17 protein-coding genes and 1 pseudogene are annotated in these 17833 nt (G+C 69.9%); 11 read left to right on the top strand and 7 right to left on the bottom strand.

Annotation, left to right across the window (positions count from 1 at the left end):
• Positions 1–29: 29 nt before the first annotated feature.
• On the top strand, positions 30–1172 hold the full coding sequence (locus tag AWC24_RS05020; RefSeq protein ID WP_085082655.1) for a glycosyltransferase family 4 protein: 1143 nt from the start codon (positions 30–32) through the stop codon (positions 1170–1172).
• Between the two features lie 27 nt (positions 1173–1199).
• Here AWC24_RS05020 and AWC24_RS05015 read toward each other — a convergent pair whose 3' ends face one another.
• Positions 1200–3002, bottom strand: coding sequence for an AMP-dependent synthetase/ligase (locus tag AWC24_RS05015; RefSeq protein ID WP_085082653.1), 1803 nt, complete (start codon positions 3000–3002; stop codon positions 1200–1202).
• A 154-nt stretch (positions 3003–3156) separates the two neighbouring features.
• On the opposite strand from AWC24_RS05015, the gene AWC24_RS05010 reads away from it, so the two are divergent.
• The 5 genes from AWC24_RS05010 to AWC24_RS04990 all read left to right on the top strand — a co-directional run bounded on the left by AWC24_RS05010 (position 3157) and on the right by AWC24_RS04990 (position 6584).
• Complete coding sequence (locus tag AWC24_RS05010) at positions 3157–3552, top strand: SRPBCC family protein (protein ID WP_085082651.1); 396 nt, start codon at positions 3157–3159, stop codon at positions 3550–3552.
• Between the two features lie 89 nt (positions 3553–3641).
• Entirely contained in the window at positions 3642–4079 is a 438-nt protein-coding gene (locus AWC24_RS05005; RefSeq protein WP_085082649.1) for an SRPBCC family protein, read from the top strand.
• A 26-nt stretch (positions 4080–4105) separates the two neighbouring features.
• Positions 4106–5356 carry an ArsA family ATPase gene (locus AWC24_RS05000; RefSeq protein ID WP_085082647.1) on the top strand — a complete coding sequence of 417 codons (1251 nt, stop codon included), beginning with the start codon at positions 4106–4108 and terminating at the stop codon, positions 5354–5356.
• Positions 5353–5721, top strand: coding sequence for a hypothetical protein (locus tag AWC24_RS04995; RefSeq protein ID WP_085082645.1), 369 nt, complete (start codon positions 5353–5355; stop codon positions 5719–5721). Before AWC24_RS05000 ends, AWC24_RS04995 begins: the two co-directional genes overlap by 4 nt.
• Before the next feature lie 128 nt (positions 5722–5849).
• Positions 5850–6584: a lysophospholipid acyltransferase family protein gene (locus tag AWC24_RS04990; protein WP_085082643.1), complete on the top strand. Its 735-nt coding sequence runs from the start codon at positions 5850–5852 to the stop codon at positions 6582–6584.
• On the opposite strand, the gene AWC24_RS04985 is transcribed toward AWC24_RS04990, so the two are convergent.
• On the bottom strand, positions 6545–7831 hold the full coding sequence (locus AWC24_RS04985; protein WP_085082641.1) for a glycosyltransferase 87 family protein: 1287 nt from the start codon (positions 7829–7831) through the stop codon (positions 6545–6547). The genes AWC24_RS04990 and AWC24_RS04985 overlap by 40 nt on opposite strands.
• Positions 7832–7924: 93 nt before the next feature.
• Here AWC24_RS04985 and AWC24_RS04980 point away from each other — a divergent pair.
• The 3 genes and pseudogenes from AWC24_RS04980 to AWC24_RS04970 all read left to right on the top strand — a co-directional run.
• Positions 7925–8776, top strand: a pseudogene (locus AWC24_RS04980) (hypothetical protein); the annotation flags it as partial.
• 190 nt (positions 8777–8966) lie between these two features.
• Positions 8967–9455, top strand: coding sequence for a polyadenylate-specific 3'-exoribonuclease AS (locus AWC24_RS04975; RefSeq protein WP_085082637.1), 489 nt, complete (start codon positions 8967–8969; stop codon positions 9453–9455).
• A 34-nt stretch (positions 9456–9489) separates the two neighbouring features.
• Complete coding sequence (locus AWC24_RS04970; RefSeq protein ID WP_085082635.1) at positions 9490–10875, top strand: class II 3-deoxy-7-phosphoheptulonate synthase; 1386 nt, start codon at positions 9490–9492, stop codon at positions 10873–10875.
• Positions 10876–10971: 96 nt separating this feature from the next.
• Here the strand turns inward: AWC24_RS04970 and AWC24_RS04965 are convergent, their stop codons facing one another.
• Positions 10972–12168: a protein kinase domain-containing protein gene (locus AWC24_RS04965; RefSeq protein WP_085082633.1), complete on the bottom strand. Its 1197-nt coding sequence runs from the start codon at positions 12166–12168 to the stop codon at positions 10972–10974.
• Positions 12169–12220: 52 nt separating this feature from the next.
• On the opposite strand from AWC24_RS04965, the gene AWC24_RS04960 reads away from it, so the two are divergent.
• Positions 12221–12625 carry an Rv2175c family DNA-binding protein gene (locus tag AWC24_RS04960; RefSeq protein ID WP_085082859.1) on the top strand — a complete coding sequence of 135 codons (405 nt, stop codon included), beginning with the start codon at positions 12221–12223 and terminating at the stop codon, positions 12623–12625.
• 2 nt (positions 12626–12627) lie between these two features.
• On the opposite strand, the gene AWC24_RS04955 is transcribed toward AWC24_RS04960, so the two are convergent.
• Together AWC24_RS04955 and idsA2 are read right to left on the bottom strand one after the other, a co-directional pair.
• A complete protein-coding gene (locus tag AWC24_RS04955) occupies positions 12628–14142 on the bottom strand; it encodes an alpha-(1->6)-mannopyranosyltransferase A (RefSeq protein ID WP_085082631.1) in 1515 nt (504 codons plus the stop codon).
• Positions 14143–14158: 16 nt separating this feature from the next.
• Positions 14159–15196, bottom strand: a complete 1038-nt coding sequence (idsA2, locus tag AWC24_RS04950; protein ID WP_085082629.1) for a bifunctional (2E,6E)-farnesyl/geranyl diphosphate synthase — start codon at positions 15194–15196, stop codon at positions 14159–14161.
• Between the two features lie 332 nt (positions 15197–15528).
• Here idsA2 and AWC24_RS04945 point away from each other — a divergent pair, with 332 nt between their 5' ends.
• A complete protein-coding gene (locus AWC24_RS04945; RefSeq protein ID WP_085082857.1) occupies positions 15529–16434 on the top strand; it encodes a mycobacterial-type methylenetetrahydrofolate reductase in 906 nt (301 codons plus the stop codon).
• 13 nt (positions 16435–16447) lie between these two features.
• On the opposite strand, the gene AWC24_RS04940 is transcribed toward AWC24_RS04945, so the two are convergent.
• Complete coding sequence (locus AWC24_RS04940) at positions 16448–17095, bottom strand: LppM family (lipo)protein (protein ID WP_165757709.1); 648 nt, start codon at positions 17093–17095, stop codon at positions 16448–16450.
• 83 nt (positions 17096–17178) lie between these two features.
• Complete coding sequence (locus AWC24_RS04935) at positions 17179–17802, bottom strand: GNAT family N-acetyltransferase (RefSeq protein WP_085082627.1); 624 nt, start codon at positions 17800–17802, stop codon at positions 17179–17181.
• Positions 17803–17833: the final 31 nt, after the last annotated feature.

Below are 17833 nucleotides of genomic sequence, written 5' to 3'. Positions count from 1 at the left end.
CGCCCCCACCGGCAGCTAGCATCCCACGGGTGAGCCGGGTCCTGCTGGTTACCAATGATTTTCCGCCGCGCCCCGGCGGCATTCAGAGCTATCTGGAAGAGCTGGTGCGCCGTATCGCCGGTTCCGGGCAACACCAGGTGACGGTGTACGCGCCGCAGTGGAAGGGCGCCGACGCGTTCGACGAGGCGGCGAAATCCATCGGCTACCAGGTGGTACGCCACCCGGGCACGCTGATGTTGCCGGGTCGCGCCGTCGACACCCGGATGCGCCGTCTGATCGCCGAACAGGGCGTCGAGACGGTGTGGTTCGGCGCGGCCGCCCCGCTGGCGCTGCTGGCGCAGCGGGCGCGCGCTGCCGGCGCCACCCGGGTGGTGGCCAGCACCCACGGCCACGAGGTCGGCTGGTCGATGCTGCCGGTGGCCCGCTCGGTGCTGCGCCGGATCGGCGAGTCCTGCGACACCGTCACCTTCGTCAGTCACTACACCCGTGGCCGGTTCGCCTCGGCGTTCGGCCCCGACGCCGCGCTGGAGCACCTGCCGCCCGGGGTCGACACCGACCGCTTCCGGCCCGACCCCGGTGCCCGCGCCGCACTGCGGGTCCGGCACGGGCTGGGCGGGCGGCCCACCGTGGTGTGCGTGTCGCGACTGGTGCCGCGCAAGGGTCAGGACATGCTGATCCGGGCGCTACCGGCGATCCGGCGCCGGGTTGACGGTGCCGCACTGGTGATCGTCGGTGGTGGCCCGTATGCCGACACCCTGCGGGGGCTGGCAGTCGAGTGCGGGGTCGCCGATGCGGTGACGTTCACCGGTGGCGTCCCGGCCGCCGAGCTGCCGGCCTATTACCTGCTGGGCGACGTCTTCGCGATGCCGTGCCGCACGCGTGGTGCCGGGCTCGACGTCGAGGGGCTGGGCATCGTGTTCCTGGAGGCGTCGGCGGCCGGCGTCCCGGTGGTCGCCGGTGATTCGGGGGGCGCACCGGAGACCGTGCTGGACCACCGGACCGGACGGGTGGTCGACGGCCGGTCCGTGGACCAGATCGGTGATGCCATCAGCGGATTGCTGGCCGACCCCGACCGCGCCGCCGCGATGGGCGCCGCGGGGCGGGCGTGGGTGATGAGTGACTGGCGCTGGGACATCCTGGCCGGACGCATGGCCGACCTGCTGCAGGGGTGAGGGCGGTCATGCGGCGATTCCAGCCGGTCAGTCCTTGGTGTAGATCGCCTCGATCGCGTCGGCGAACTTCTCGGCGACCACCTTGCGCTTGACCTTCATCGTCGGGGTCAGCTCACCGGTGGCCTCGGTGAAGTCGACCGGCAGGATCGCGAACTTGCGGATCGACTCGGCGTGCGACACCGACAGGTTGGCCTGTTTGACCGCCGCATCCACCTCGGCCAGCAGGTCCGGGTCGGTCGCCAGGTCCGCGGGGGTGGCGACGTCGGCCTTGCTGTTGCGCTGCTTCCAGCCCTCGATGGCCTCCGGGTCGATGGTGATCAGCGCCCCGATGAATGGCTTGGCGTCGCCGACGACCATCGCCTGACTGATCAACGGGTGGGCGCGCAACTGGTCCTCGAGCACCGCGGGGGCGACGTTCTTGCCGCCGGCGGTGACGATGATCTCCTTCTTGCGGCCGGTGATCTTCAGGTAGCCGTCGGCGTCGATGTCGGCCAGATCGCCGGTCTTGAACCAGCCGTCGGCGAACGCCTCGGCGGTGGCCTGCTCGTTGTGCCAGTAACCGCTGAACACCACCCCGCCGCGGACCAGCAACTCGCCGTCGTCGGCGATGCGCATGCTGTTGCCCGGCACCAGTTTCCCGACGGTCCCGACCTTCATGCCGCCGACCGGGTTGACGGTGACGGCGGCGGTCGTCTCGGTCAGCCCGTAGCCCTCGTAGATGGACAGGCCGACACCGCGGTAGAAGTGGCCGAGCCGTTCGCCCAGCGGCGCACCGCCGGACACCGACGCACGGCAGTCGCCGCCCAGCGCCGCGCGCAGCTTGTGATAGACGAGCTTGTCGAACAACGCGTGCTTGAGGCGCAGCAGCAGGCCGGGGCCGCCGCGGTCGAGGGCTTCGCTCCAGTCCACCGCGGTCTGGGCGGCCATCTCGAAGATTCGGCCCTTGCCGTCGTTGGCGGCGTTCTGCGCGGCGGTGTTGTACACCTTTTCGAACACCCGTGGCACCGAGACCACCACGGTCGGCTTGAAGACCGCGAACATCGGCACCAGATTCTTGATGTCGCTGGTGAATCCGACCGTGACCCGGTTGGTGAACGCCGCCAGGGTCAGCGCCCGGGCCAGCACGTGGGCCAACGGCAGGAAGATCAGCAGGCGCTGGTCGGGGCCGAGCAGGGTCGGCAGGGCGGCTTTGGTGCCGCGCACCTCGTGGATCAGGTTGGAGTGGGTGAGCTGGCAGCCCTTGGGGCGTCCCGTGGTGCCCGAGGTGTAGATCAGCGTCGCCGGGTCGGTGGCCTTCAGCGCGTCGCCGCGCGCGGTGAGCTGCCCCGGGTCCTGGCCGGCGCCGGCCTCGGCGAGTTCGTCGAGCGCCTTGGCGCCGGAGCCGTCGATGGTCAGCACCCGCCGCAGCGAGGGCAGCTCGCCGGCGAGCTCGTTGACCATCTGGGCGTGGGCGTCGGTCTCGGCGAACACCAGCACCGCACTGGAGTCCTCCATCACCCAGCGCACCTGCTCCGCCGAGGACGTCTCGTAGATCGGCACGGTCACCGCGCCGATGGACAGGATCGCGAAGTCGAGGATCGCCCACTCGTAGCGGGTGGCGGAGAAGATCACCACCCGGTCCCCGGCGGCCACCCCCTGCCCGATCAGACCCAATGCGGCCGAACGGATCTGCGCGGCAGCGGTGGCGCAGCTGATGTCGGTCCACGCGCCGTCGACCAGACGCTGGTAGATGACATGGTCGGGGTTGTCGCGCTCGTGTTCGAAGACGATCGCGGCGACGTTGTCGTGCTCCTCGACGGTGAACGGCGCCGGAACACTGAACTCACGCATTCGAATGACCTCTCTTGGCAGCCTCGGTGTCTGTGCGCCCAGCCTAATAGGCGCTCCCCGGCAGGTGTGACGGTGTTCACTGTCGGGCGGGGAGAAGTCCGGCTGTGCACCCGGGGCGTTCCGTGCCGGGAACCTGATATGTGAAGCTGGGGCGATGAACAGTATCCAGGTTGCCGATGAGACATTCATCGCCGCACCCGGCGCGCAGGTGGGGGCCCTGGTCGCCGACCGGTCGAGCTGGCGGCGGTGGTGGCCGGACCTGCAGCTGCACGTGGTCGAGGACCGCGCCGAGAAGGGTGTCCGCTGGACGGTGGGCGGGCCGCTGACCGGAACCATGGAGATCTGGCTGGACCCGATGCTCGACGGGGTGTTGCTGCACTATTTCCTGCACGCCGAACCCGCCGGGGTGACCGGCCGCCAGCTGGCCAGGCTGAACGTGGCGAAGCTCAACCACCGCCGCCGGGTGGCGGGCAAGCGGATGGCCTTCGAGGTGAAGGCCCGTCTCGAGCAGTCCCGGCCGGTGGGTGTCGCCCCGGCCGCCGTGAGCTGACCCGGGTTGAACGGGCGGACGGCGGGCGCGGCGAGGTAGCGTCTCTGCCGAGGGCCGGTGGCAGGCGAATGAGTTAGGGAAGTAACCACGTGGCGGACAAGACAGCTCAGACCATCTTCATCGAGGCGGATCCGGGCACGGTGATGAAGGTGATCGCCGATATCGGCGCCTACCCCGATTGGGTTTCGGAGTACACCGAGGCCGAGGTGCTCGAAACCGACACCGACGGATACCCGAAGCAGGCCCGGCTGGTGCTCGACGCCGCGGTGCTCAAGGACACCATGGTGCTGGCCTACGACTGGCCGCAGGACCGTCGCAGCGTGCGCTGGTCATTGGTGTCCAGTTCGCTGTTGAAAGCTCTTGACGGCGAATACCGATTGGCGCCCAAGGGATCCGGCACAGAAGTCGTCTACGAGCTGTCGGTCGACCTGATGATCCCGATGATCGGTCTGCTCAAGCGCAAGGCGGAGCGGCGACTGACCGACACCGCGCTGAAGGATCTGAAGAAGCGAGCCGAGGCTGAGTGAGGCCGCCTGAACCAGCGACGCCCACCATGGCGCCGATCAGTCTGTTCGTCGGCAAGGGCGGCGTGGGTAAGTCCACGCTGGCGGCGGCGACCGCCGTCGCCGAAGCGCGCGCCGGCAACCGGGTGCTGCTGATCTCCACCGACCAGGCGCACTCGGTCGGTGACGTGCTCGGCGTCTCGGTGGTGCCCGGCGGCGGCCGTGACCCGGTGCCGGTGGTACTCGACGACGCCGGCCCCGGCGGGCTTGACGTTTTGGCGCTGGACACGCTGGCGTTGCTCGAGGCGCAGTGGGCCGAGGTCGTCGAGGTGCTGGCCGGGCGATTCCCGGAGTCGGATCTGGGTATCGTTGCCCCCGAAGAACTTTCGGCGCTTCCCGGCGTCCAGGAGGTGCTCGGCCTGCATGAGGTCGGCGAGCTGGCCGGCAGCGGTCGGTGGGACCGGGTCGTCGTCGACTGCGCGTCCACCGCCGATGCGATGCGGATGCTGACGCTGCCCGCCACGGTCGCGCTGTATGCCGAGCGGTCCTGGCCGCGGCACCGCAGGCTCAGCGGGACCGATGGCGCCTCGGACGCACTGGTCGAGTTGATCGAGCGGATCAGCGGAGCCGCCGAGCGACTGGCCACGCTGCTGACCGACGAGGCGCTGGTCGGGGCCCACCTGGTGCTGACCGCCGAACGGGTGGTGGCCGCCGAAGCGGTCCGGACCCTGGGGACGCTGGCGTTGACCGGGGTGCGCGTCGACGAGCTGATCGTCAATCAGATTCTGTTGCAGGATGATTCGTACGTCTACACGAATCTGCCCGCGCACCCGGCGTTTGACTGGTACGCCGAGCGGATCCGGGAACAGCACGGCGTTCTGGAGGACTTGGACCGCACCATCGGTGACGTGGCGATGGTGCTGGTCCCGCACCTGGCCGGCGAACCGATCGGCCCCAAGGCGCTCGGTGAACTGCTCGAGGGCAGCCGGCGACGCGACGGGTCGGCGCCGCCGGGACCGGTGCGGCCGGTGGTCGACCGGGAGTCGGGTTCCGGGCTGGGGGCGGTGTACCGGTTGCGGTTAGAGTTGCCGCAGGTCGATTCCGGTGCGCTGAGCCTGGGCCGCTCCGGTGACGACCTGGTCATCGGCGCCGGCGGTACCAGGCGCCGGGTCCGATTGGCGTCGGTGCTGCGACGATGCACGGTTTTGGACGCGACGCTGCGCGGCAGCGAACTGACGGTGCGCTTCCGGCCGAACCCGGAGGTGTGGCCGGTGAGCAGGGACGAGGAGGTGCGACGTTGAGCGCTGGCGCGCACCGCGATCTGGGTGAGCTGGGGCCGGAGTTGCGCAAACTCGCCCAGGCGATCCTGGATCGGCTCGACCCGGCGGTGCGGGCGGCGGCGATGCTGGCGGCCGCCGACGCGCCGGGGAAGTGCCAGCAGGTGTGGTGTCCGGTGTGTGCGCTGGCGGCGTTGGTGACGGGGGAGGAGCACCCGTTGCTCAGCGTCGTCGCCGAGCACAGCGTCGCGTTGTTCGACGTGATCCGAGCGGTGGTCGGTGAGACCGGTGACCGGCCGGGCCCGCCCGACGGCCCGCCGCCGGGCGGAGACGGCGACGCTCCGGCCAAGACGGGTTATCAGCACATCCCCGTCACGATCGAGCACTGAGCGCGGAAAGCTAAGGAATTCCCCGGAATCTGTCGTGTGACGAATCACCGTGTGGCCGTAGCCACCGCTGGTCGGTAAAGTTGGCGCGAACACGGCCGGTGTTCGCGGACAGCAGGGAGGGAGGGGCCATGTGGTATTGGCTGGTCAAATACGTCTTTTTCGGCCCTCTGCTGACCTTGATCGGGCGGCCGAAAGTCGAGGGGCTGGAGAACATCCCCGAGGACGGTGCGGCGATCCTGGCCAGTAATCACCTCGCCGTGATGGACAGCTTCTATCTGCCGCTGGTGGTGCGCCGCCGGATCACCTTCCTGGCCAAGTCGGAGTACTTCACCGGCACCGGGATCAAAGGCTGGCTCACCCGCTGGTTCTACACCGCGGTCGGTCAGGTGCCCATCGACCGCACCGATGCCGACGCCGCACAGGCCGCGCTGAACACCGCCCAGCGGATCCTGAACGCCGGCAAGCTGTTGGGCATCTACCCCGAAGGCACCCGGTCACCCGACGGCAGGTTGTACAAGGGCAAGACCGGCCTGGCCCGGCTCGCGCTGCACACCGGCGTCCCGGTGATCCCGGTCGCCATGATCGGAACCAACCTGGTCAACCCGCCCGGCACCAAGATGCTGCGGTTCAGCCGGGTCACCGTCCGGTTCGGCAAGCCGATGGACTTCTCCCGCTTCGACGGGATGGCCGACAACCGCTTCATCGAGCGGGCGGTCACCGATGAGGTCATCTACGAATTGATGGGCCTGTCCGGCCAGGAGTATGTCGACATCTACGCGGCGAGCCTCAAAAACGGTGCGGCACAACAGGACGGGGCAACGGCTCAGCCGGTCGCCCGGTTTCCGGAGACCGCGGCAGGCTGATCCTGGGTGCTCCGGCGGTCCGGACGCAGCGTCGCGCCGGCCGTGACGATCACCGCCAGTGCCCACCACACATACGATGTGCCGGCCAACTGGCGCCACCATGCCGCGCCGGCTTCGTGATGCTCGGGCAGCAGGTCGATCGGACTGCGCATCATCAACGCCACGCCCAGCGCGCTGAGCACGCCCAGCGCGATGGCGCGGTGCCGGTAGGCCACCACGGCGGTCACCACCACCGTCGGCAGCATCCACACCCAGTGGTGTGACCACGACACCGGCGAGACCACCAGCCCGAACAGCGCCACGCAGATCAGCGCGAGAATCGGCTCCCCGACGTCCCGGTTGAGCACCCGGCGGGCCGCCCACACCGTGACGGCCAAGACCACCAGGCAGCCCAGCAGCCACAACGCGGAGCGCTGATGTTCGCTCAGCGGCAACCGGGCCAGCGCGCCGGCGAGGTTCTGGTTGGTGTTCAGCGTGGCCCCGCCGATGCGGTCGGTGTTGCGGACCGTGTGCGTCCAGTACTGCCAGGAGTCGCTCCAGGCCAGCGCGAAGCCGGCCAGCGTCGCCACCAGAAACGAGGCCACGGTGGTCACCGCGGCGCGCCCGTCGCGGCGCAGCAGGAAATACAACAGGAACACCGCCGGTGTCAGCTTCAGCGCCACCGCCAGTCCCAGCAGCGCGCCCCGCGGCCAGTAGGTACGGCGCGGGACGCAGTCGGCGATCACCAGCGTCATCAGCACCGCGTTGACCTGGCCGAAATCGAAGTTGGACCAGATCGGTTCGGCATTGAGCCAGATGGCCGCCGCGACGATCGCCGCTGCCAGGACCGCCCGCCGCCACCACTGCGGGCCGCCGCTGTGGCCCACGCCGACGCCGAGCCCGGTGAGCACGATGGTGATCGACACCACCAGCAGCAGTGTCGAGACGATCGTCAGCGCGGCAGTGCCCGAACCCAGCGACACCCAGGTGAGCGGGGCGAAAAACACCGCGGCGATCGGGGGATAGGTGAACGGCAGCACCGTGCCGTCGATCTGGGTGGCGAACCAGTCGTCGCCGTAGAGCGGTTGCCCGTCACGCCACGCCTGCGCGGCCATGCGGTAGACGTCGACGTCGATGTGGTACGGCGTGCTGCCGAGCGCCCGCCACGTCGTGTAGCCCAGTGCTCCGATTGCCAGCAGGGCGAAGATCCACCAGACGGCACCGCCCCCGTGCCGACAGCCCGGGTCGGGCGGCCGCGATGTAGTCATGTCGCAGCACAGCCTATCGGGTGGTCAGGTTTTCCCGGGCCATGCCGGTGCTGATCCCGACGCGGAGTGTTGCGGGGGCGTACGTTGCATTAGGTGCTCGAATGGTTCCGCGACGACATCATCGAACGCGGCAGGTTGCCGCTGCTGTCGTGCCTGCTCGCGTTCCTGGTGACGTTTCTGGTGACCCGCTCGGTGGTCCGCTACATCCGCAGTAACACCGATCGCGTCGGCGCCCCCCGATGGTGGCAGCCGCGCAACGTCCATATCGGGTCGAAGCACATCCACCACGTGGTCTTCGGGGTGCTGCTGGTGATGGTCGCCGGGGTGACGCTGGTGGCCGCCGGCCCGCATGGGCACGAGCCGGCATTCAGCTTGGCCGCGATCGCGTTCGGGATCGGCGCGGCGCTGGTGCTCGACGAGTATGCGCTGATCCTGCACTTGTCGGACGTCTACTGGGAAGAGGACGGGCGCGCCTCGGTGGATGCCGTCTTCGCCGCGACGGCGGTGGCCGGCCTGCTGGTGCTGGGCTTTCACCCGCTGGCTTTTCTGTTGTCGCTGTGGCACGACACCTCTTCGCCGCTGATCCGCGCCGGGGTGTTCGCCGGGTTGGTGACGTCGCTGCCGCTGGGTGTGGTGGTGTTGTTGAAGGGCAAGGTGTGGACCGGGCTGATCGGGATGTTCTTCTTTCCGCTGCTGGTGGTCGGGGCGATCCGGCTGTCCCGGCCGCACGCGCCGTGGGCGCGCTGGCGCTACCTGCCCCGGCGGGAGCGGATGCGCCGCGCGTTGGAGCGGGAACGCCGGCTGCGACGGCCGGTGATCCAGGCCAAGCTCTGGCTGCAGGACGCCATCGCGGGCCGGCCCCAGCTGCCTGACGAGCGGGTCGTTGCCGCCGAACTCGACCGTGACGTGCGCGCCGCCTCGGCGCCGACTCAGCCGATCATGATCGGGCGCCCGCGGGTGCCGACCGGGCGGACTGGCTCCGAACGCCCGGCCTATCCCGGACGGTCGGCGCCGGCCGGACGGTCGGCGCCCAACCGTGCGGTCGCCGATGCCTCGGCGGCCACGGTGCCCTTTTCCACGCCGTCGCCGGCCCATCCGCTTCAGCGACCCGGCGGTCCCGGGAGATGAGCGGCCGGTGAGATATTTCTACGACACCGAGTTCATCGAGGACGGCCGCACCATCGAGCTGGTCTCGATCGGCGTGGTCGCCGAGGACGGACGCGAATATTACGCGGTCTCCACCGAGTTCGACCCGGGCCGGGCCGGGCCGTGGGTCCGCACCCACGTGCTGCCCAAGCTGCCCTCCCCGGCATCCCAGGCGTGGCGGACACGGCGCCGGATCCGCGACGATCTCGAGGAGTTCTTGCGCGTCGACAGCGGTGAGCCGATCGAGTTGTGGGCCTGGGTGGCCGCTTACGACCACGTGGTGTTGTGCCAGCTGTGGGGAACGATGCCCGACCTGCCGCAGTCGATCCCGCGCTTCACCCACGAGTTGCGTCAACTCTGGGAGGATCGGGGCCGGCCGCGGCTGCCACCGCGATCGGCGGGCAGCCACGATGCGCTGGTGGACGCCCGCGACCAGTTGCGACGCTTCCAGGTGATCACCGCCACCGAACAGGCCTGATCAGCGCGGTCCGCGCCCCGGCTACCATGGTCGGGTGAACTGGACCGTTGACGTACCGATCGACCAGCTGCCGTCGCTGCCGCCGCTGCCCGCGGACCTGCGTGAGCGCCTCGACGCCGCGCTGGCCCGCCCGGCCGTTCAGCAGCCGAGTTGGCCCGCCGACCAGGCCAAGGCGATGCGCACGGTGCTCGAGAGCGTCCCGCCGATCACGGTGGCCTCCGAGATCGTCCGGCTCAAGGGGCTGCTGGCTGAGGTCGCCCGCGGGGAGGCCTTCCTGCTGCAGGGCGGCGACTGCGCCGAAACCTTCGCCGACAACACCGAGCCGCACATCAAGGGCAACATCCGCACTCTGCTGCAGATGGCGGTGGTGCTGACCTACGGGGCGTCCACGCCGGTGGTCAAGCTGGCCCGCATCGCCGGCCAGTACGCCAAGCCCCGGTCGGCCGACATCGACGCCCTCGGGCTGAAGTCCTACCGCGGTGACATGGTCAACGGGTTCGCCCCGGACGCCGCCGTGCGCGAACACGACCCGTCCCGGCTGGTGCGGGCCTACGCCAACGCCAGCGCGGCGATGAACCTGGTGCGGGCGCTGACCTCGTCGGGGCTGGCGTCGCTGGAACTGGTGCACGACTGGAACCGGGAGTTCGTCCGCACCTCGCCGGCCGGTGCGCGTTATGAGGCGCTGGCCGGGGAGATCGACCGCGGCCTGCGGTTCATGAACGCCTGCGGGGTCGCCGACCGGGAACTGCAGACCGCCGAGATCTACGCCAGCCACGAGGCGCTGGTGCTGGACTACGAGCGCGCCATGCTGCGGATGGCCGACATCGAGGGCGAACCGAAGCTCTACGACCTGTCGGCGCACTACGTGTGGATCGGCGAGCGGACTCGCCAGCTCGACGGCGCACACGTCGGCCTGGCCGAGGTGATCGCCAACCCGATCGGCATCAAGCTGGGGCCGACCACCTCCCCGGAGCTGGCCGTCGAGTATGTCGAACGGCTCGACCCCAACAACGAGCCGGGCCGGCTCACCCTGGTCAGCCGGATGGGCAACTCCAAGGTGCGCGATCTGTTGCCGGGCATCATCGAGAAGGTGCAGGCCACCGGTCACCAGGTGATCTGGCAGTGCGACCCGATGCACGGCAACACCCATGAGGCCTCCACCGGTCACAAGACCCGGCACTTCGACCGGATCGTCGACGAGGTGCAGGGATTCTTCGAGGTGCACCACGCGCTGGGCACCCACCCCGGCGGCATCCACCTGGAGTTCACCGGCGAGGACGTCACCGAATGTCTCGGTGGCGCGCAAGATATTTCGGATGCGGACCTGGGCGGGCGCTACGAGACGGCGTGCGACCCGCGGCTCAACACCCAGCAGAGCCTGGAGTTGGCCTTCCTGGTCGCCGAGATGCTCCGCGGTTAGGTTTTTCCCCGCGAGCGTGCGCGTCCCCGGTCGACACGCCGTAGCCAACACCGTTGTTGCGCACGCTCGCGCCATGGGTAACGCGGCAACGGATAACTACAGCAGCGCGCCGACGTTGTTGCCCAGCGTCCACGCCACCGCGGCCACCAGCCCGGTGAGGGCGAACACCACCGTCAGCCAGATCGCCACCATCCGGCGCGCGTGCTGTCGCTGCAGGACGAACTGACTCAGTTCGATCCCGGCGAACTGCCCTGACACCACCTGGTATTGGGTGTCGGCCTCGGTGTCGGTGTCGGGCGTCCAATCCTGCGGGCCGCGCGGCATGTGCAGCGTCGGGCGGGCCGGCGGCGCGGCGGGCCCGCCGCCGCGCTGCGGTGGCGCCGAGCTGTGCTGGGCGGAGTTGCGCGGGGCCGGAACCCGAAACGCCGGCAGCCCCAACCGTTCGGCGATCGCCGTGACGTCCTGGGCCATCTCGACGCCGTCGGCGTAGCGGTCAGCCGGCTCCAGTGCGGTGGCGCGGGCCACCAGTTCGTCGAATTCTCTCGGCACCCCCTCGATGGCGGTGCTGGGCGGCGGGACATCGCGATCCAGCCGCTGGTAGGCCACGGTCAGCGGGGAGTCGCCGGCGAACGGTGTGTGACCGGTCAGCAGCTCGTAGGCCAGGATGCCGACCCCGTAGACGTCGCTGGCCGGCCCGGCGTTGCCGTCGCGGACCTGCTCGGGTGACAGGTAGGCCGCGGTGCCCAGAATCACGTTGGTCGAGGTGATCCCGGCCGCCGCGAGGGCACGGACCAGCCCGAAATCGACCACCTTCACCTCGCCGTCGTCGGAGATCAGGATGTTCTCCGGCTTCACGTCGCGGTGCACCAGGCCGGCGCGGTGCGCGATGCCCAGCGCCCCCAGCACCGGGCGCAGCACCGCGACGACGGCGTGCGGCGGCATCGGGCCGCGTTCGTTGAGCAGTTCGCGCAGCGTTCCGCCCTCGACGAGTTCCATGATCAGAAACGGCTGCCCGGGGTCGTGCGGCGTGCCGAAACCCTGGTCGTACACCGCCACCAGACCCGGATCCTTGAGGCGGGCGACCGCCCGCGCCTCGAGCTGAAATCGGGTGAGGAACTGCTGGTCGCCGGCGTAGCGCAGATCCATCACCTTGCATGCGACCGGGCGGTCCAGCCGTTCGTCGAGACCGCGGTACACCGTGGAGGTGCCGCCGGTGGCGATGCGGGTGCCGACGCGGTACCGGCCGTCCAGCAGGGCGCCTTCGAGTGCGTCTGGGCCCCACGCTGCGGTCACCTGGTCATGGTATGCGGGTGGGTTGCCGATCCGGCGGTTCTAGACTCGTGTGGTGAGCAGCATCCCGGCCGCCGAAGACATCCTGGAATCCGACGAACCGATGTTCGACCTGCCGACGGTCGCCGAAATGCTCGGCGTGCCCGTCACCAAAGTGCACCAGTACCTGCGGGACAACCATCTGCTCGCGGTGCGCCGCGACGGTGCGCTGGTGGTGCCGCAGGTGTTCTTCACCGCGGCCGGGGATGTGGTGAAGAGCCTGCCGGGATTGCTGGCGGTGCTCCACGACGGCGGCTATGAGCAGACCGACATCGTGCGCTGGCTGTTCACCCACGACCCGTCGCTGTCGTTGACCCGCGACGGTGTGCGCGAGTCGGTCGCCAACGCCCGTCCGATCGACGCGCTGCATGCCCATCAGGCCCGTGAGGTGATGCGCCGGGCGCAGGCCATGGCGTACTGAGTTCAGCCGGCCGCCGGCGCGACCTCCGCCGTGGGTCTGGACAGTCGGTACCAGGCGAACACGGCGCACCCGGTCGCGCCGATCACGTGCAGCCAGGAGTACATGCCGTGCGAGCCGTCGGGTTTGAAGATCACCATGATCCAGGTCGAGGCCGCGGCGATCGCGGTGATCGCCGTCGGTGAGCGGACCACGGTGGCCGCCGCCGCCAGCGGCCAGGTGTAATACCAGGGCAGCGCGGCCGGCACGAACAGCACCACGACCAGCATGCCCCAGGCGATCCCCAGCACCGCCGCCCGGTCGTCGCGGCGAGACCGCCACCACAGCACCGGGAGCACCAGCGCGATCACCACGATCCCGCTGATCCGGGTGATGTGCAGTGCGGCATAGAAATTGATCGGCGCGACCAACCCGCCGACGGCGTGCACGAGGTTGGCCGCGGCGGTCGGCACGGTGAGCCAGTTGATGATCTTGACGTTGCCGGCCAGCAGCGCGGTCAGCCAGCCCAGACCCACGCCGGCCAGGGCCGACAGCGCCGCGAAGACGGCGACCATGATCGCTGCCGAGATGGCCGCGGCCGCCGCGAACGCCTGCGCAACCGGGTAGCCGTGCCGTTCCCGTAGCCGGCGCATCCATATCCACACCAGAAACGGCAACGCGATCACGGCGGTGGCTTTGACCGCGGCGGCGAGGGCCACCAGGCTGATGCCCGCCAGCGGCCGGCCCCGCAGCGTCAGCGCGATCCCGGCGACCATCAGGCCCACCATCAGCATCTCGTTGTGGACACCGCCCATCAGGTGGATGATGACCAGCGGGTTGAGCACCGCCAGATACAGCGCCGCCGGGGGGCTTCCGCCGACCCGGCGGGCCACTTGCGGTGCGGCCCAGATCAACAGCGCCAGGCCCGGCAGCATGCACAACCGCAACACCATGGTGCCGACCACCACGTTGTTGCCCACCAGGATGGTGACCAGTTTGGCGACCAGGATGAACGCCGGGCCGTAAGGTGCCGTCGTCGCCGCCCAGATCGGGCTGACGTCATCGAGCAGCGGGTTGGGGTTCTCGACCGGACCCACCTGGTAGGGGTCCAATCCGTCTCGCAGCAGTGCGCCCTGGGCCAGGTAGGAGTAGGTGTCGCGGCTGAACACCGGAACCGACAGCAGCAGCGGCGCCAGCCAGAATCCGGTGGTGGCTATCAGCGTGTATTCGGTTGCGGCGCCGTCGATCACCCGCCGGCCCAGGCCGAACCAGGCCAGCAGCATCACCGCGACGCCGGCCCACAGCAGCACCGACGACAGCACCAGGCCATGACCGAACCGCAGCCAGGACAGGTGCGCCGACTCCAGCACCGGGTCCTGGATCCGGGTGCTGCCGGCGCCCAGACCGCCCACCGTGATCAGCATCGCGCCCATGCAGCCCAGCCAGGCCGCCGCGGACTGCTCGCTGGTGGCGAACTCGCGCAGCCGGGCCAGCGGCCGGGCCGGGCCCGCCGGAACCGTCGATGTGCTGGGGATGGACATGGCGCTTCGGGGCTCCTCAAGCGGACCGGTCGGCGACCAGTCGGGCCAGGCCGGTCAGTCCGGCCTTGGCGACCTCGTCGATGGGGGCGGCCGCCAGCGCCGTCATGGCCCGGCGGGTCAGGGTGTCGATCCGGTCCTCGACGGCGGCCAGCGCGCCCACCGCCTCGATCAGGTCGCACAACTCGCGGACCTGCGTGTCGGTCAACGCGGTGCCGAGCGATGCGCGCAACCGTTCGGCGGCCGCCGTATCCGACTTGTCGGCCAGCTCGACTGCCTCGGCCACCAGCACGGTGCGTTTACCCGAGCGCAGGTCGTCGCCGGACGGTTTGCCGGTCACCGCGGGGTCGCCGAACACGCCCAGCACATCGTCGCGCAGCTGGAACGCCACGCCGAGATCGGTGCCGACCTCGTGGAACAGCGCCTGGATGTCGGGCCGGTCGGCGGCGGCCGCGACCCCCAGCTGCAGGGGCCGAACCACCGTGTAGGAGGCGGTCTTGTAGGTGTTGACCCGCATCGCCGACGCGATCGACTCGTCACCGCTGGCCTCGGCGACGATGTCGAGATATTGCCCGCCCAGCACCTCGGTGCGAATATCCGACCAGATGCGCCGTACCCGGCGTTGCGCATCCGCCGGCAGGTCGGCGCCGGCGACGATGTCGTCGGCCCAGACCAGCGCCAGATCACCGAGCAGGATGGCGGCCGAGATCCCGAATTGATCGGCCTGGCCCCGCCAGCCGCGGGTGCGGTGCAGGTCGGCGAACTTGTGGTGGGTGGTGGGGCCGCCGCGCCGGGTCGCTGAGGCGTCGATCACGTCGTCGTGCACCAGCGCACAGGCGTGCAGCAGTTCCAGCGCCGAGAACAGCAGCAGCTCGTCGTCGAGCGCATCCCGGCCGGTGATGGCTCGCCAGCCCCAGTAGGCGAACGCCGGCCGGAGCCGCTTGCCGCCGCTGAGGACGAACTCCTCCAGTCCGGTGATCAGGCTCTGGTAGTCCTCACCCATGTAGGCGGTGTCGATACGGCGGGTGCGCAGGTAGGAGCGCAGCTGCTCGGTCATCGCGCCGGCCAGTTCGACGGCCGACGGTGCGGTTGCTGCTGTTGCCTTGAAGCTCAGCTCGGCGCCCCTTCCTCACTCGGCCGGCCCGGGGACCCCCGGCGTGCGTTCAGCGTAGAGTGTGCCACCACGCCCGGGGGGAGGCTCAGACCGGCGGCGACGCCGCCGCGGGGCCACACCGACTGCTCGTCGGCACCGGTTGCTCCGATAGGCTCGGGGCCTTGCGTCCGTGTCGGCCGCAATGCCGCTGCTGCTTCTGGCGAAGAGAGCCGGCGAAGCCGGCCCGCGGGCCCGCCCCCGTGGCGAACTTGACCGCCTTCGACCAGGAGCAACTCGTGACCTTGAACACCGTCGCCCTCGAGCTTGTCCCGCCGAACCTGGATCGCGGGCCGGAGCAGGCCCACGAGAAGGCCCGCGAGGACGCCGGGAAGGTCCGGCGGTTTGCGGCCGAGACCGGTATCGAGGGCCGCATCCGGCACATCCTGATGCCCGCGATGATCGCCGAGGACGACGACCGGCCCGTGGAGATGAAGCCCAAGCTCGACGTGCTGGACTTCTGGCAGACCATCGGGCCGGAGCTGCCGGACATGGCCGGGCTGTGCACCCAGGTGACCGCGTTCTCCGACGAAACGGCGCTGCGTGGCCGGCTCGACGACCTGGCCGGGGCCGGCATCGAGGGCGTCGTGTTCGTCGGTGTGCCGCGCACCATGGCCGACGGCGAGGGCTCCGGCGTGCCGCCCACCGACGCGCTGGCGACTTTCCGCGACGATGTCGCCAACCGTGGCGTCATCTTGATCCCGACCCGCGCCGACGAGATCGGCCGGTTCGATTTCAAGTGCGATCGCGGTGCCACGTTCGGGCTGACCCAGCTGCTGTACTCCGATGCGATCGTGCCGTTTTTGACCGAGTTCGCCCAGCGCAGCGACGCGCGCCCGGAGATCTTGCTGTCCTTCGGTTTCGTGCCGACGTTCGAGAACCGGGTCGGCCTGATCAACTGGCTGATCCAGGACCCCGGCAACGCGGCGGTCGCGGCCGAGCAGGCCTTCGTCCGGACACTGGCCGACAGTGAGCCCGAGCAGCGCCGCAAGCTGATGCTCGACCTGTACAAGCGGGTCATCGACGGTGTCGTCGATCTGGGCTTTCCGTTGAGCATCCACCTGGAGGCGACCTACGGGGTGTCCGCCGCTGCGTTCACCACCTTCGCCCAGATGCTCGACTACTGGTCGCCGGCGGCCCGCTGAGGCGGCCCGGCGCTCAGGCCGCGTCGTCGCGCGGGGAGCCGAAGCGCGGTGAGCGGTCGCGGCCGAACCAGGCGATCAGCGCCACCGCTCCGGCCACGGCGAACGTCGACAGCACCAGCCAGGTGGCGGCGCGGGCGAACGATCGGGTGCTGGGGTCGGTGTAACGAGCCTGCGCGCTCATGGTGCTGACCACACCCGGCTTGAGTCGCCACTGCACCGTGTCGGCGCCGAGACGCTCGCCGTTGGTCGAGGTCACCTCGCCGGGGAACGCGACGCTCAATTCGACGTCGGCCGTCGGATCGCTCAGCGAGGTGAGGTCCACCCGGCCCTCCAGGATCACCAGGTTCCCGGCGCGGCGCAGCGTCAGGTTCACCCCGGCCGAGTCACGGTTCATCTCGGCCAGTTGCGGTAGTTCGGCGAAGGTCAGGTCGGAGAACACCGCCTGCGAGCCGACGTAGCCGTCGCGGTTGTAGCTGGTGACCGCGATCTTCTGCGCGAATGGCACGTCGGTGCTGAGCTTGGGTCCGGTGTCGTTGTCGTTGCGGGGTTTGGCCGCCGCGATGATCTGGCCGGAGACCTGATCGTTGGGGGAGACGGTGATGGTGGCCTTGATGCGCACACACCCCACGGTGAGGGGCGCGGTGATCAGCAGGATCGCCATCAGCGCCAGTAGTCGGCGGTATGCGGTGAACCGCCGAACCGGACGCCGGAAGGGCGGTAGCGAGCGCCGAACATGCACGGAGGTCATCGTGCCAGACCGGTGGGCCGGTCCGCCGCCGACGCGGCGGTGGGCTGCTCCAGCGGCAGCGCTCGGCCCAGGATGGCGAACGGCCGGGGATCGCCGGCGAAGTGGTGACCGCGGATGACATCGGTGAAGCCCAGGCGGCGGTAGAGCCGCCAGGCGCGGTTGCCTTCGCCGCTGATCTCCGGGGTGGAGAGCAGCACGTTGGCCTCGGCTCGTCCGGTCAGCAGCCGCCGCGCCAGCGCCTCGCCCAGGCCGCTGCCCTGTGAGCGCGGCAGCACGTGCAACTCGGTCAGCTCGAAGTAGCTGGTGGTCAGCCGCTGGATGTCGGGGCGGGGGATGCCCCGGCGGTGCAGACCCGCCACCACCTGCTGCTGCCACCACTGGTCGGGCGCGCCGCAGTAGCCGTAGGCGATCCCGAGCAGTTCGGCGCCGCTCCCGGTATCGCCGTCCTGCAGGGCGGCCACCGCCCGCCAGCCTCGGCGGCGGGTGTGATCCAGCCACATCGAGGCTCGTTGGTTCTCGGTGCCCGGCGGGTACTCCATCGCGGTGACGTACACCCGCAGTGCCTCGCTGAGCCGGTCCGCCATGTCGTGCGGCGACAGGTCGATGAGCAATGTCGCCAACGGTTCCTCTCCCGGTCGGTGGTTGGGGTGC

The sequence above is a fragment of the Mycolicibacter senuensis genome (genome assembly GCF_002101885.1).
Taxonomy (GTDB): domain Bacteria; phylum Actinomycetota; class Actinomycetes; order Mycobacteriales; family Mycobacteriaceae; genus Mycobacterium; species Mycobacterium senuense.
The sequence above is the reverse complement of the archived record's forward strand: the minus strand, read 5'-3'. Positions and strand labels throughout refer to the sequence as shown.

What these genes read in the sequence shown, in the direction of transcription:
- idsA2 (WP_085082629.1), bottom strand. Translation starts at nt 15,196, where the DNA reads ATGACCGAGCAGCTGCGCTCCTACCTGCGCACCCGCCGTATCGACACC.
- AWC24_RS05000 (WP_085082647.1), top strand. Translation starts at nt 4,106, where the DNA reads ATGGCGCCGATCAGTCTGTTCGTCGGCAAGGGCGGCGTGGGTAAGTCC.
- AWC24_RS04990 (WP_085082643.1), top strand. Translation starts at nt 5,850, where the DNA reads ATGTGGTATTGGCTGGTCAAATACGTCTTTTTCGGCCCTCTGCTGACC.
- AWC24_RS05015 (WP_085082653.1), bottom strand. Translation starts at nt 3,002, where the DNA reads ATGCGTGAGTTCAGTGTTCCGGCGCCGTTCACCGTCGAGGAGCACGAC.
- AWC24_RS04940 (WP_165757709.1), bottom strand. Translation starts at nt 17,095, where the DNA reads ATGGCGATCCTGCTGATCACCGCGCCCCTCACCGTGGGGTGTGTGCGC.
- AWC24_RS05010 (WP_085082651.1), top strand. Translation starts at nt 3,157, where the DNA reads ATGAACAGTATCCAGGTTGCCGATGAGACATTCATCGCCGCACCCGGC.
- AWC24_RS04955 (WP_085082631.1), bottom strand. Translation starts at nt 14,142, where the DNA reads ATGTCCATCCCCAGCACATCGACGGTTCCGGCGGGCCCGGCCCGGCCG.
- AWC24_RS04985 (WP_085082641.1), bottom strand. Translation starts at nt 7,831, where the DNA reads ATGACTACATCGCGGCCGCCCGACCCGGGCTGTCGGCACGGGGGCGGT.